Origin of the sequence: Streptomyces sp. NPDC087270 (genome assembly GCF_044744625.1) — a bacterium.
Classification (GTDB): Bacteria; Actinomycetota; Actinomycetes; order Streptomycetales; family Streptomycetaceae; genus Actinacidiphila.
The window spans coordinates 442,108-455,842 of sequence record NZ_JBIUYR010000004.1; the positions used below are offsets into that span (position 1 = coordinate 442,108).

A 13,735-nucleotide genomic window follows, 5' to 3' on the forward strand; every position below is an offset into this window, starting at 1 on the left:
GCGTGTACGAAGGCGTGGTGCAGGACCTGATCGACGAGCTGGGCAGGCTGCCGGGCGTGGGGCCCAAGAGCGCGCAGCGGATCGCCTTCCACATCCTGCAGGCCGACCCGGCCGACGTACGCCGGCTGGCGCACACGCTCTCCGAGGTCAAGGCGAAGGTGCGGTTCTGCGCGGTGTGCGGGAACGTCGCGCAGGAGGAGCGCTGCCGGGTGTGCAGCGACCCGCGGCGCGACCCCGCGGTGATCTGCGTGGTCGAGGAGCCCAAGGACGTGGTGGCGGTCGAGCGCACCCGGGAGTTCCGCGGGCGGTACCACGTACTGGGCGGCGCGATCAGCCCGATCGAGGGTGTCGGCCCCGACGATCTGCGGATACGGGAACTGCTCGCCCGCCTCGCCGACGGCACCGTCACCGAACTGATCCTGGCCACGGACCCGAACCTCGAAGGCGAGGCGACGGCCACGTATCTGGCCCGCATGGTGAAGCCCATGGGTTTGCGCGTCACGCGACTGGCCAGTGGACTCCCGGTGGGTGGCGACTTGGAGTACGCGGACGAGGTCACGCTGGGGCGGGCCTTCGAAGGGAGGCGGTTGCTGGATGTCTGACGCCGTGGTGGACGAGGACGCGCGGGCGAGGAAGAGCGGGAGCGGCAGGAACGTGAGCGTGGCGGGCAAGGACGTGGCGGGAGCGGAAGCAGCCGCGGGCAAGGGCGGTACGGGCGCGGGCGGCCCGGCCGCCGGCAGGAGCGGTGCCGCGGGCGGGAGCGCCCTGCCGGGCCGGCCGGACGCCCCGGGGCCGACGCCGGAGCCGCAGGAACCGGACGAGTTCGCCGTCCAGATCAGCGACCAGATCGAGAGCTTCATCCTCTCGGTCCGCGAGGTCGCCAAGGGCGACGACCCGGACAGCGCGGTGCCGTACCTGCTGCTGGAGGTCTCCCAGTTGCTGCTGGCCGGCGGGCGGCTCGGCGCGCACGAGGACATCGTGCCGGACGAGCGGTACGAACCGGACGCCGGTCCTGAGCCGGACGAGGACGACCTGCGGCAGCGGCTGGCCACGCTGCTGGAGCCGATCGACGTGTACTCGGAGGTCTTCGACCCGTACGTGCCGCGGTCGACGCCGGTGGCCTGCCGGATCTCCGACGACCTGGCCGACGTGGTGGCGAACCTGGCCCACGGCCTCACGCACTTCCGGGCCGGCCGGGTGTCCGAGGCGCTGTGGTGGTGGCAGTTCTCCTACCTGTCGAGCTGGGGGCTGACGGTCAGCGCGTCGCTGCGCGCGCTCCAGTCGCTGGTGGCGCACGTACGTCAGGACAGCCCGCTGGACGAGCTGGACGGCCTGGACACGGGCGGCGACGAGGACGAGGAGCAGTTGGCGCGCGAGGCGGGCCGGGTGATGGAGGCGGAGCTGGGCACGATGGGGTTGCGCCGCCGCCGGCAGTGAAAACCCGGTGATCGCCCGGTGCGCGTGGTGATCGCCCGGTGCTCGCCGTCGCGCGCGGTGATCGCCCGGTGCTCGCCCGCCTCCGTATGGCGGTGATCACCTGGTGAACCCTGTGTCTCAGCATGTGATAAGGGCGGGGCGGTCGCGGGCGGCTCGTTAAAATGGGCCGACCGCATTCACCCTTGATCCACCCTGAGCGAGGAGCGCACGTGGGCCTTGTCGTGCAGAAGTACGGCGGCTCCTCAGTCGCCGATGCCGAAGGCATCAAGCGGGTCGCCCGCCGAATCGTGGACACCAAGAAGGCCGGCCACCGCGTGGTCGTCGTGGTGTCGGCGATGGGCGACACGACCGACGAACTGATCGATCTCGCCGAGCAGATCTCACCGATCCCGTCCGGCCGCGAGTTCGACATGCTGCTGACCGCCGGTGAGCGCATCTCGATGGCGCTGCTGGCGATGGCGATCAAGAACCTCGGCCATGAGGCGCAGTCCTTCACCGGCAGCCAGGCCGGCGTGATCACCGACTCGGTGCACAACAAGGCGCGGATCATCGATGTGACGCCGGGCCGTATCCGGACCGCGCTCGACGAGGGCAACATCGCGATCGTGGCCGGGTTCCAGGGTGTGTCGCAGGACAAGAAGGACATCACCACGCTGGGGCGGGGCGGCTCGGACACCACCGCGGTGGCGCTGGCCGCCGCGCTGGACGCCGAGGTGTGCGAGATCTACACGGACGTCGACGGGGTGTTCACCGCCGACCCGCGGGTGGTGAAGACGGCCCGCAAGATGGACTGGATCGCCTTCGAGGACATGCTGGAGCTGGCCAGCTCCGGCTCGAAGGTGCTGCTGCACCGCTGCGTGGAGTACGCCCGCCGCTACAACATCCCGATCCACGTCCGTTCCTCGTTCTCCGGGCTTCCGGGCACCTGGGTCAGCAACGAACCACCCCAAGGAGACAGGCCGATGGAGCAGGCGATCATCTCCGGCGTTTCGCACGACACGACCGAGGCGAAGATCACCGTGGTCGGGGTACCGGACAAGCCGGGCGAGGCCGCGACGATCTTCCGGGCGATCGCGGACGCCGAGATCAACATCGACATGGTGGTGCAGAACGTGTCGGCCGCGGCCACCGGGCTCACCGACATCTCCTTCACCCTGCCGAAGGCCGAGGGGCACAAGGCGATCGAGGCGCTCACCAAGGCGCAGACGGTGATCGCCTTCGACTCCCTGCGCTACGACGACCAGATCGGCAAGCTCTCGCTGGTCGGGGCCGGGATGAAGACCAACCCGGGGGTGACCGCGACCTTCTTCGAGGCGCTGTCCAACGCTGGGGTGAACATCGAGCTGATCTCGACCTCGGAGATCCGGATCTCCGTGGTCACCCGGATCGACGACGTGAAGCCGGCCGTGCAGGCGGTGCACTCGGCGTTCGGGCTGGACAGCGACAGCGACGAGGCGGTCGTCTACGGCGGCACCGGCCGCTGAACGTGCTGGTGAACGGCTAGGCCGTGTTTTGGAAGTAGCGCCGTCCGCCCAAAGGGCGGGGCCCGTGGCGTCTGGTGCGTGCGATCGCAAGGCGGAGGGTTGTCCTCGTAGTGGGCCTACTCGGACAAGCCCGACAACGAAGCGAGCGTGCGTGCCAGGCGCCACGGGCCAGGCGGGACTTCCAAAACACGGCCAAGCCGGGCGGCTGCTCGGCGGGCCGTTGCCCGCGACGTCGGACATTCGCTCCCCCTCGGCCGCAACCGATGGCCGTGGGGGAGCGTCTTTGTGTCAACGCACGCCCACGGGGCTCACAGGGCTCCCCTAGGGTGGTGCACACCGAGCGCCGACCCGGGGGCGGTCGGTGCAGGTGGGGCATTGCGCGGCATTGAGGAAGAGCTGGTACGCATGGCGATATGTGGCACTCCGTCGAGCGAAGTGCCTTGCGCGTACAACCCTCGCGGGGGGATGCGTGTCCAACTGGCGTGGCGGAGGCATGGGGTATCGAGACGGGATTCGGGCGGCGTGGCGGTACGATCGCGCCTCCGCGGCCCTCGCGTACGGCGACCGGCGGTCTGCCGGTGATCGCGCCCTGGCCGGTGCGGGTGGCCGGCGCGAACCACGACGGCGCTGAAGGGGCGATGGCCGTCGGCACCACCGTGGACCACCTCACCGAGACCTACCGCGCCCACTACCGCTCGCTGCTCGGGCTGGCCGCGCTGCTGCTGGACGACACCGCCTCCTGCGAGGACGTCGTCCAGGAGGCGTTCATCCGGGTGCACTCGGCCCGCAGCCGCGTCCGCGACCCCGAGAAGACCCTCGCCTATCTGCGGCAGACCGTGGTCAACCTCTCCCGCTCGGCGCTGCGTCGGCGCATCCTCGGCCTCAAGCTGCTGGCCAAGCCGATGCCGGACATGGCCAGCGCGGAGGAGGGCGCGTACGAGATCCTGGAGCGCGACCAGCTCAAGGCGGCGATGCGCAAACTCCAGCGCCGCCAGCGCGAGGTCCTCGTGCTGCGCTACTTCGTCGACATGACCGAGGCGCAGGTCGCGGAGACCCTGGGGATTTCCCTGGGCTCGGTGAAGGCGTACGGTTCGCGTGGTCTTGCGGCGCTGCGCGTCGCGATGGAGGCGACGTCATGAGACCTCCACACGACCCCCAGGGCCCCAACGGCCCCACTGGCACCCACGGCCCCGAAGGCCCCGACGACGCACCCGAGATGGACGAGCAGACCCCCCGAGCCCCGCACGACCCGCACGAGCCGCACGAGCCGCCGCAGGACGAGACGCGGGACGAGGCGCCCGCGCAGCAGGAACCGCCGACGCCGGCCGAACCGGCGTCCCCTGGCGCGGCGGACGCCGACGACTCGGGTTCCGCGGCGTCAGGTTCGGCGGATACGGATGCGGATGCGGCTGGGGTTGCCGACGACTCGGGTTCCGCGGATGCGGGCTCCACCGACGCGGGCTCCACCGACGCGGGTGCCGACGAGCCGACGGCTCCCGTCCGTGCGGTGTCCGGCCACGCCGATCCCGTCGGCGAACCGATCATGCACGACGTGACGCCCCTCAGCGGCGCCACCGACCTGGACGACCTGACCTCCGACGAAGCCTCGCTGCGTGCCCTCATGCACCAGGCCGTCGACGGGCTGCACGCCTCCCCTGACGCGCTGGAACACCTGCGGCGGGCCGTACCGCTGCGCCGCCAGCGCCGTCGCCAGGCGGTGCTCGGTGCCGTCGCGGCTGTCATCCTCGTGGGCCTTGCGGTGCCCGCCGTCGTCCGGGTCGCGGGCAGGTCGGGGCACACCACCGCCGCGCAGGTCGGCGTCGGCAGCTCGTACACGGTCACCCCCGACGCCGGCGGTCACCGCAAGGGCGACGCCGCGGACCCGTCCGGCAAGGCCACCCACCGGCCCGACAAGGACCGCCCGCCCGCCGGTACGCCCACCGGCCCCCGCAGCACTCCGTCCGGCAGCGGAGCCCCGGCGCCCGACTGCTCCAGTGCCCAGCTCGGCCAGGGCCTCAGCGAGGCCGACAGCCCCGACGCCGACGGCCGCGTCTACGGCTGGTTCCGGGTGGCCAACGTCTCCGACACCCCGTGCACGGTGCCCAGCGGCGGCGTCATCCGTGCCGTGGCGCACGGCTCCGCCGAGCAGGCCGCCATCCAGGTCGTCGGCCACACCCAGGGCGACCCGGCGACGGGCCTGCCCGCCGTCATGGCCGAGACCCCGATCGTGCTCGGCCCCGGCCAGGACTACGAGGTCGCCTTCGCCTGGGTGCCCACCTCGGGGACGACCGGCTGCGTCGCCACCACGACCCCGCCCACCTCCTCGACGCCGACACCGTCCTCGACCGGTTCGGACGGCAGCGACCAGGGCACGGACTCCGGCTCGGACTCGTCGAGCGGCAACGTCCAGCCGGCCGGCGGCGTTCCGCCCACCTCCGCGCCGGCCAGCGTCACCTTGGACCACACCCCGGCGGCGGGCGCGCCTGTCGTCGCCGGCCCGGTCATCCAGGGTGCCTGCGCGGGCACCGTCTACACGACGCCTCCGATAGCGGAGGCGCTCGCCACCGCGCCGTAGCCGCGGCGCCCCCAGCCCCCGCGGCCCGCGTACGTGGGCCGGGGGCGCGGATCACGCGTGGGCCGGAGCGCCGGCCGGGACCCCCGGACCGGGGCGCTGGACCGGGGCGCTGGACCGGAAGACCGGATCGGCAACCGGGGGACGGGAACGCCGGACCAGGCCCGTGAGCAGGCGCGAGCCTCCCGCGGCGGCGGCCGTGCCCGGGCCGGTCGGGGGCGGTTGCGGCCCGCCAGGACCCGCCCCGTAACGTGGTGGCGTGTACCGGTTCCTGCTCACTCCGCGTTGGTTGGCGGTCAGCCTGCTCGCACTGCTGGCTGTGCCGGTCTGCGTGTTCATGGGAAGCTGGCAGCTCAGCCGGTTCGACATGCGGGTCGACCAGCACAAGAGCGCCGAGCACGACGAGAAGCGCGTGGCCGCCGCGGCGCCGGTGCCCCTGGCGCGGGTGCTGCCGAAGACCGGCTCCGCGGTCGGGAGCGACGACAGCGGGCGGATCGTCAGTGCCACCGGCCGCTATGACACCGCGCACCAACTCCTCGTCCCGGACCGCCTGCTCGACGGCCACAACGGCTACTACGTCCTCACCCCGCTGCGCCTGTCCGACGGCGCCGCCCTTCCCGTGGTCCGCGGCTGGCTGCCGGGCAAGGCCGCCGACGCCCGCAGCGTGCCCGCCGCGCCCGCCGGGCAGGTGACCGTCACCGGGGCCATGCAGTACCCCGAGACGACCGAGACCAGCGGCGTGGACACCAGCGGTGCGCTGCCCTCCGATCAGATCGGCATCATCAGCGGCGCCTCCCTGGTCAATGTGCTGCCCTATTCCGTCTACAACGGCTGGATCACCGCCAACCACCCCGCGAAGCCGCTGACGGCAGTGCCCCCGGCCGCCCCGCCGAACAGCGGCCTCGACCTCAAGGCGTTCCAGAACCTCGGCTACACCGGGCAGTGGTTCGTCTTCGCGGGCTTCGTCGTCTTCATGTGGTTCCGGTTCGTCCGCCGCGAGGGCGAGGCACGCGCCGACGCGGAGCTCGGCATCCTCCCGGACCAGCCGGACGGACCGGACGGCCCGGGCGGCTCCGGCGGCTCCGGCCGGCCGGGTGGACCTGCCGCCCCCGACCCGCAGGCCGAGGACGGCGAGCCGGGGGAGCGGGACGCCGAGGGCGCCCGGGACACCGTGTCGGTCGGGTCAGCCGCCCACGTGGCGTAGCGCGAAGGCCAGTTCCAGCCGGACCTGCTTGATCCGCTCCTCGACGACCAGCGAGCCGTGCCCCGCGTCGTACCGGTACACCTCGTGCGGCTTGTCGAGGGCGCGCAGCCGCTCCACGTAGTTGTCGATCTGGCGTATCGGGCAGCGCGGGTCGTTCATGCCCGCGCTGATGTAGACGGGGGCGGTGACTTTGTCGACGTAGGTGATCGGCGAGGACGTCTCGTACCGATCCGGGACCTCCTGCGGGGAGCCGCCGAACAGGGTGCGGTCCAGGGCCTTCAGCGCCTCCATCTCGTCGGCGTACGCCGTCGCGTAGTCCGCGACGGGGACCGCGGCGATGCCGACCGTCCACGCCTCGGGCTGGGTGCCGAGGCCGAGCAGGGTCAGGTAGCCGCCCCAGGAGCCGCCGGTGAGGACCAGCCGGGACGGGTCGGCGAGACCGGAGCCCACCGCCCACTCCCGCACCGCGGCGATGTCCTCCAGCTCGATCAGGCCGACCCGGTGCTTGAGGGCGTCGGTCCACTCCCGGCCGTAACCGGTGGAGCCGCGGTAGTTGACCCGGACGACCGCGAAGCCGTGGTCGAGCCAGGCCGCGGGGCCCGCGGCGAAGGAGTCCGAGTCGTGCCAGGTGGGGCCGCCGTGGATCTCGAAGACCGTCGGGAACGGGGCGGCCGGCGCGTCGTCGTCACCGGCCGCACGAGGCGGCCGCTGCACCAGTGCGTGGATCGGTCCGCCCGGTCCGTCCACCCACACGTCCTCCACCGGCACCGAGTCCGGGGCGCGCAGCCCCGGCGCCTCCAGGACGACGCCGCCCGCGGTGGAGCGCACCGCCGGAGGCCGCTCGGCGGACGACCACAGGTACTCCACGCTGCCGTCGGGCCGCGCGCTCGCCCCGCCCACGCTGCCGGCCGGGGTGTCCAGCCGGGTCAGTGAGCCGTCCGCCAGGTCGTACCGGTACAGCTCGCCGCGGGCGTGGAAGTCGTGCACCACCAGGAGCGCAGAGCCGTCCGGATACCACTCGGCGTGCACGTCGCCGGGCAGGTCGAAGGCCAGCTCGGTCTGCTCGCCGCCGGCCACGTCCCACAGCATCGGCAGCCAGCGGTCGGCACGCTGGTGGCCGACGAGCAGCCGGGTGTCGCCCGGCACCGGGGCGAAGCCGAGGCAGTCCAGGCCCAGCTCGCGCCGGCCGCCGTCGGTGTCGTCCAGCTCCGCGACGGTGCTGCCGTCGGAGACGCGAAGAACCCGCAGCGCGCTGTGCATCGCGTCGCCGTGCTCGGTGTGCTCGACCACGACCAGGGTGCCGTCCTCGGAGAGGTCGCCGACGCCCGCGGACTCCGGGTGACGGTAGATCTCGTACGCCTCGCCGGTCGGGGGCACGACGTGGACGGAGGTGCCTTCGTCGTCGGTGGAGCGGCCGATCACGGCCAGGCCGCCGACGCCCAGCGCGAGGCCCGCCGGGTAGGAGGGGGGAAGGCCGGGCGCGGCCGGTATGTCGTCACCGCCGGCGAACGGCTGCTTCATCCACACGCCGAACTCGTCGCCATCGGTGTCGGAGAACCACCACACCCATGCGCCGTCCCTGCTGAGGGTGCCGTCCGTCGTGCCGTTCGGCCGGTCGGTGACCTGGCGGCGGCCACCGGTGGCACGGTCCCACGCGTACAGTTCGTACGTCCCCGTCACGTTGGACACGAACAGGCTGCGGTCCGGGGCGTCCTCGGCCCACTCCGGCAGCCCCACCCGAGGCGCGCGGAACCGCGTTTCCCACGCCGGCATGGCGCCGGCTTCCGACATGGGTCCGACGGCGGACCCGGTGATCTCGTTCATGACCCCATGATGCTCCGCCGCGCCCACCTTCGGTGCGACTCCCCGCACAGCCTGTGGATAACTCCGCGACATCGCAGGTCAGAGGCATGGGGGCGGGGAGGCGGACGAGGGCGGGGTGCCGATCGTATGCCTTCAGCCCGCCCGCTTTCCTGCTCGCGGTCCGCCCGCCCGCCTGCGCTCAGTCCGCCTGCTGGGCCTCACCGCGGACCACCACGACCGGGCAGGACGCGTGCAGCGTCACGGTGTGGCTGACCGAGCCGAGCAGCGTCGAGCGGAACGTGCCGTGGCCGCGGACGCCGACCACGATGAGCTCCGCCCCCTCGCCGCGGTCGAGGATGACCTGCGCCGGGTTGCCCATCACGGTGACCGGGCTGACGGTGGCGGCGCGGTCCGGCGGCAGGGCCTTCTCCAACGCCTCCCGCAGCGCCCGCGCCGCGGATTCGCCCAGGTCGTAGCCCTCCGGCAGGCCCGGCACCGCGCCGCCCCAGCCGAACGACGCGGGCATCTCCCACGCCGTCACCGCCTCCAGGGACGCCCCGGTCAAGGTGGCCTGGCGGTCGGCCCAGCGCAGCGCGTGCAAGGACGGATCGGAGCCGTCGACACCGACCACGATCCGGCCGTATTCCGTCGCCGACTCGCTGGTGGGCGCGCTCGTGGCCTCGCTCCGCTCGGTACCCGGCTCCGTCATGGCCTGCTCCTCACGCGCTACGTCCTGCGGCCCGCCGCAAGATCCGCCGCCGGACGTGCTGCCCGGCTCTGCCTTGCCCACGGCAAACCCTAGGGGACGTAGTGGGGCATTGCCGTACGGAAGGGGCGCCTCTCTCGGTGTGGCGGTGCGGGAGTCTCGGGCTACGGCTACGGCTACGGCTACGGCTACGGCTGGCACCGCGTCCGCGTACGGCACCGCGTCCGCGTCCGCGTCCGCGTACGGGTCCGTGCCCGCGCTTCAGCCCGCGGCGGGGGTGCCCGGCAGGCCCGCGCAACTGTCGAGCAGGGGGCCCAACTCGCGGGCGACCGTATGCAGGGGCGCACTGGACTGCTCGGCCCGGGCGATGAGGAGCGCGCCCTCGAGCGTGCTGATCATGAGCGTGGCGAGGGCGGGCGCCTGTGCGTCGGGCACACCGAGGCCGGCGAGGGCGGCGGCGAGGGGCGCGTTCCAGGTGGCGAAGGCGTCGGCCGCGGCCTTGCGGGTGGACTCGGCTGACTCCGCGCAGTCGACGGTCGCGGCGGCCACCGGGCAGCCGGAACCGTAGCCGTCGGTGTCGTACTCCCGCGTCCACTGCCCGATCATCGCGGTGAACAGCGCGCTCGGCGACGGCTCGGGCAGGGCGGCGAGGAAGCGGTCGATCCGGCCGGCGGCGTAACGGCCGGCCCAGGTCACCGCCTCGTTGACCAACTGCTCCTTGCCGCCCGGGAAGTAGTGCTGGAGGGAGCCGCGCGGTGCGCCCGCGTGGGCGGCCACCTCGCGCATACCGGTGGCGTTCACGCCGTCGCGGCGGATGAGTTGGGCCGCGCTGAACACCATCCGCTCGCGCGGGCCGTACGTACGAGGCCGCGCGGAGGTGTCTTCGCCGGCGCCCGCTTCACCCACGGCCGTGCCGACGCTCGCCTGGTCCGCGCTCGCCATGCCCGCGCTCGCCTGGTCCGTCTTGCCCGCGTCCACCGTTTCCCGCCTCCGTCCTCCACTCCGGGCCCAGCCTATAGACGCCGGTCAGCGCGTCGATGTCACGCGTCATCCGCACCGGCTGGAGCCGTCGGCCCAGCGCGCCCAACAGCGCCCGCCGGCCCGGGAGTACCGACGCGGACACCAGCCGCACACCGCGCGTCCGGGCCCGGTCGAACAGCGCGTCGAGCATGGCCGCCCCCGCGCCGAGCCGCTGCCAGCCGTCCACGACGAGCAGCCCCAACTCGCCGACCGGGCAGGGGTACGCGTCCGGGTCCGCGCCGCCGCGGGCGGCCGCGAGGCTGCCCAGCCCGACCGGGCCCGTCCAACCTCCGTGCTCCGCAAGGCTCTCGGGCACTCCAGGGCCCTGCGGGTACGCCACCACCGCGTCGTGCGACTCCGGCCGGCCGGCGAGCATCGCGTCCAGGTACGAGCGGGGCAGTTCCCTCGGCTGTCCGAAGAAGCGCAGCCGGACCGTCTCGGCGGAGCAGCGCGCGAACAGTTCGGCGAGCGCGGCCCCGTCCTGCGGACGTACGGCATCGACCCGCCAGCGCGGCGCGGTCCCGGGTGCGTAGGGCCCGGGCGCGTACGGCGCGGGGACCGGCGGTGGCTCGGGCGCGGGCCGTGGCTGGGGTTGCGGCCCGGGCTGCGGCCCGGGCTGCGGCGAACCCGTTATGACGGTCGTCATGGTCGCCAGTATTATGACCGTCGTCATAGATCGCAAGCGAGGGCACGGCGGGGTGGTCCGTAATGAACGCAGGCCGTACTGGCGGTACCGGGCGGGCCGGCGCTGGGGGAGAGGCGCCCGGCGCGGGAGGCGGGGGCGGCGCGGGAGGGGACAGCGGCGCCGGTGCCACCGGGTTCATCGGGCTCGGCGTCATGGGTCAGCCCATGGCGCTGAACCTCGCCAGGGCCGGCGTCCCCCTCGTGGTGTGGAACCGCACCCCCGCCCGCAGCGAGCCGCTGCGCGCGGCCGGCGCGGGCGTCGCGGCGAGCCCCGCGGAGGTCCTCGGCCGCTGCCGCACCGTCCTGCTCATGCTCTCCGACGGCGCTGCCGTCGACGCCGTGCTCGGCCGCGGCACCCCCGACTTCGCCGCGCGCGTCACCGGCCGCGTGCTCGTCCACATGGGCACCACCTCGCCGGAGTACTCGCGGGAGCTGGAGGCCGACCTCCTTGCGGCGGGCGGCGGTTACGTGGAGGCGCCGGTGTCCGGCTCCCGAGTGCCCGCGCAGGAGGGCCGGTTGGTGGGGATGCTCGCCGGGGAGGCGCGATCCGTCGCCGCTGTACGGACGTTGATCGAGCCGATGTGCCACGAGGTGTTCGTCTGCGGGGCCGTGCCCGAGGCGCTGCTGACGAAGCTCGCCGTGAACCTCTTCCTGATCACCACCGTCACCGGCCTGGTGGAGTCCTTCCACTTCGCCGAACGGCACGGCCTGGACCGCGACCGCTTCCTCGCCGTGCTCGACGCCGGACCGATGGCCAGCGGGGTGTCCCGGATGAAGGCGCCGAAGCTGCGGGACGGTGACTTCGCCGTCCAGGCAGGGGTGTCGGACGTCCTCAAGAACAACGAGCTGATCGCGTCCGCCGCCCGGCGGTCGGGCCTGGCCTCCCCGCTGCTGGACGTCTGCCACAGCCTCTTCGCCGAGACCGTACGGCTCGGCCACGGCGACGCGGACATGGTGGCCGTGCTGCGGGCCATCGAGGCCCGGACCGGGGCGGCCGGCGCTCCCTGACCGGTCCGTGCGAACGGTCTAGGCTGCAACCGCCGTACACCCCGAGCGAGTTGCGGCGGCGGAGCGGAAGACCGGCGGGACACGGACGTACGGAAGGCGGAACGCGCGATGGGCGTCGCAATACGCAGGGCCGGGGAGAGCGACCGGGAAGCCGTGGTGAAGCTGCTCGACGAGGGCTTCGCGCAGGACCCGGTCAGCAACTGGGTCTTCCCCGACAAGGAACACCTGCGCCGCAGCCACGCCGTGCTGATGGGCGCCTTCCTGGAGATCTCGCTCAGCGAGGGCTACACGGACATCACCGAGGACGGCACGGGCTGCGCGCTGTGGGCGCCGGTACCGGCGGGCGACCACGGCGACCCCGACGACCCGGCGCACTTCCGGGAGTCGGTCGACCCGGACAACGAGCGGGTCGAGCAGATCGCCCGGCTCACCTCGGCGACCCACCCCAAGGACCGCGCCCACGAGTACTTGATGATGATCGCCGTCGCACCGTCCGTACGCGGCAGGGGAGTCGGCGCCGCGCTCATCGCCAACACCCTGGAGCGCTGCGACCGCGAGGGACTGCCGGCGTACCTGGAGGCGAGCAGCCTGCGCAGCCGCGGGCTGTACGAGCGCCTCGGCTACACCTTCCTCGGCACCCCGGTCGAACTGCCCGGCGGCCCGCACATGTACCCGATGTGGCGCGAGCCGCGACCCGCGCAGCGGGGCTGAACCGTCCCATCAGGGCGGGCCGGAAGCGGGCCGGTCCGGAATGCGCCCGCGTACGGCCGCTCACCCTTTCGTGCCACCCTTTTGCGGTCCGCCGTTCGCAATCCGCCGTTCGCGGTCCGCCGTTCGCGGTCCGCGCCGAAATCCGTTTCCGGTCGGCCGATCCGGCCGCATAGCGTGCCCGCACATGGACGACGACCAGAGCACACCACCGCGCCTCACCCGCCTCACCTTCCACGGACCGCTCTCCGAAGCCCGGGCGACGAGGATCATCGACCGGCTGGCCGGCACCGCGCCGCCCGGGACGGTGCTCGACATCGGCTGCGGCTGGGGCGCGTTCATGCTGCGCCTGCTCGAAGCCGTGCCCGGCGCGACCGGCATCGGGATCGACCTGAACGCCGAGGACACCGCGCGCGGCCGCGCCGACGCCGAACGCCGCGGCCTGGCCGGACGTGTCGCGTTCGTTGAGGAGTCCGGTGTCGGCACGAGGCTGGGCCCGGCCGACCTCGTGGTGTGCCTCGGCGCCGGGCACGCGCTCACCGACCAGAGCCCACCTGACCACATCCGCGCCGCACTTGACGCAATCCGCGGCCTGGTGACCCCGCACGGTCGCGTGCTGTTCGGCGAGGGTTTCTGGGAGCATCCCCCGCCGCCCGAGCGCCTCGCCACCATGTGGCCGGACGCCACCGCCGACGAACTCCCCGACCTCGCGGGCCTGGTGGACTTGGCGGTCGCCGCCGGCTTCCGGCCCTCCTGGATCGAGACCGCCTCCGCCGCCGAGTGGGAGGACTTCGAATCCGGCTACCAGTCCGACGTCGAGGACTGGCTCGCCGCCCACCCCGGCCACCAGCTTGCCGAGGAGACCCGCACCCGTCTCGACGCCCACCGCGCCACCTGGCTGCGCGGCTACCGCGGCCACCTCGGCATGGCGTACCTCACCCTCACCCCGGTCCTCTGAGTCCTGTCCCTCTGAGGTCCGGCCCGCTGGGCCCCGCCCGGCCGGACCTGATCAGCCGCACCCGGCCGCACCCGGCCGCACCCGGCCGCCCCCGGACCGGCCCCGGACCGGCCCCCGTTCAGGCACCTCGCCCGCCACCCGTACCCGCGGG

13 protein-coding genes are annotated in these 13,735 nt (G+C 73.4%); 9 read left to right on the plus strand and 4 right to left on the minus strand.

Going from position 1 to position 13,735, the window contains the following annotated elements; all coding sequences use genetic code 11:
• Nucleotides 1-2: 2 nt before the first annotated feature.
• The 6 genes from recR (at nt 3) to ACIPAE_RS11100 (ending at nt 6,697) form a co-directional block, all read left to right on the plus strand.
• On the plus strand, nt 3-602 hold the full coding sequence (gene recR, locus ACIPAE_RS11075) for a recombination mediator RecR (RefSeq protein ID WP_328465981.1): 600 nt from the start codon (nt 3-5) through the stop codon (nt 600-602).
• Nucleotides 603-765: 163 nt separating this feature from the next.
• Nucleotides 766-1,437, plus strand: coding sequence for a DUF5063 domain-containing protein (locus ACIPAE_RS11080; RefSeq protein ID WP_329374168.1), 672 nt, complete (start codon nt 766-768; stop codon nt 1,435-1,437).
• Nucleotides 1,438-1,646: 209 nt separating this feature from the next.
• Entirely contained in the window at nt 1,647-2,921 is a 1,275-nt protein-coding gene (locus ACIPAE_RS11085; protein WP_328465980.1) for an aspartate kinase, read from the plus strand.
• A 482-nt stretch (nt 2,922-3,403) separates the two neighbouring features.
• A complete protein-coding gene (locus tag ACIPAE_RS11090; protein ID WP_329367568.1) occupies nt 3,404-4,060 on the plus strand; it encodes a SigE family RNA polymerase sigma factor in 657 nt (218 codons plus the stop codon).
• The gene (locus tag ACIPAE_RS11095; RefSeq protein WP_402444402.1) at nt 4,057-5,496 is read left to right on the plus strand and encodes a hypothetical protein; all 1,440 of its coding nucleotides are present in this window, start codon (nt 4,057-4,059) and stop codon (nt 5,494-5,496) included. The genes ACIPAE_RS11090 and ACIPAE_RS11095 overlap by 4 nt, the downstream gene beginning before the upstream one ends.
• 256 nt (nt 5,497-5,752) lie before the next feature.
• Nucleotides 5,753-6,697 (plus strand): SURF1 family protein, encoded by a 945-nt coding sequence (locus tag ACIPAE_RS11100; protein ID WP_329367571.1) that lies wholly within the window; start codon nt 5,753-5,755, stop codon nt 6,695-6,697.
• Here the strand turns inward: ACIPAE_RS11100 and ACIPAE_RS11105 are convergent.
• The 4 genes from ACIPAE_RS11105 to ACIPAE_RS11120 form a co-directional block, all read right to left on the minus strand.
• The gene (locus tag ACIPAE_RS11105) at nt 6,677-8,521 is read right to left on the minus strand and encodes a S9 family peptidase (RefSeq protein ID WP_402444404.1); all 1,845 of its coding nucleotides are present in this window, start codon (nt 8,519-8,521) and stop codon (nt 6,677-6,679) included. The two genes, ACIPAE_RS11100 and ACIPAE_RS11105, sit on opposite strands and share 21 nt — an antisense overlap.
• Before the next feature lie 178 nt (nt 8,522-8,699).
• Entirely contained in the window at nt 8,700-9,209 is a 510-nt protein-coding gene (locus ACIPAE_RS11110; protein ID WP_329367574.1) for a universal stress protein, read from the minus strand.
• Nucleotides 9,210-9,467: 258 nt separating this feature from the next.
• On the minus strand, nt 9,468-10,046 hold the full coding sequence (locus ACIPAE_RS11115; protein WP_402444504.1) for a TetR family transcriptional regulator: 579 nt from the start codon (nt 10,044-10,046) through the stop codon (nt 9,468-9,470).
• A 58-nt stretch (nt 10,047-10,104) separates the two neighbouring features.
• The gene (locus ACIPAE_RS11120; RefSeq protein ID WP_402444406.1) at nt 10,105-10,872 is read right to left on the minus strand and encodes a GNAT family N-acetyltransferase; all 768 of its coding nucleotides are present in this window, start codon (nt 10,870-10,872) and stop codon (nt 10,105-10,107) included.
• Nucleotides 10,873-11,048: 176 nt separating this feature from the next.
• On the opposite strand from ACIPAE_RS11120, the gene ACIPAE_RS11125 reads away from it, so the two are divergent.
• From ACIPAE_RS11125 to ACIPAE_RS11135, 3 genes are all read left to right on the plus strand, one after another.
• On the plus strand, nt 11,049-11,918 hold the full coding sequence (locus ACIPAE_RS11125; protein ID WP_402444506.1) for an NAD(P)-dependent oxidoreductase: 870 nt from the start codon (nt 11,049-11,051) through the stop codon (nt 11,916-11,918).
• A gap of 108 nt (nt 11,919-12,026) precedes the next feature.
• A complete protein-coding gene (locus ACIPAE_RS11130; RefSeq protein WP_402444408.1) occupies nt 12,027-12,629 on the plus strand; it encodes a GNAT family N-acetyltransferase in 603 nt (200 codons plus the stop codon).
• A 184-nt stretch (nt 12,630-12,813) separates the two neighbouring features.
• A complete protein-coding gene (locus ACIPAE_RS11135; protein ID WP_402444410.1) occupies nt 12,814-13,584 on the plus strand; it encodes an SAM-dependent methyltransferase in 771 nt (256 codons plus the stop codon).
• Nucleotides 13,585-13,735 lie beyond the last annotated feature (151 nt).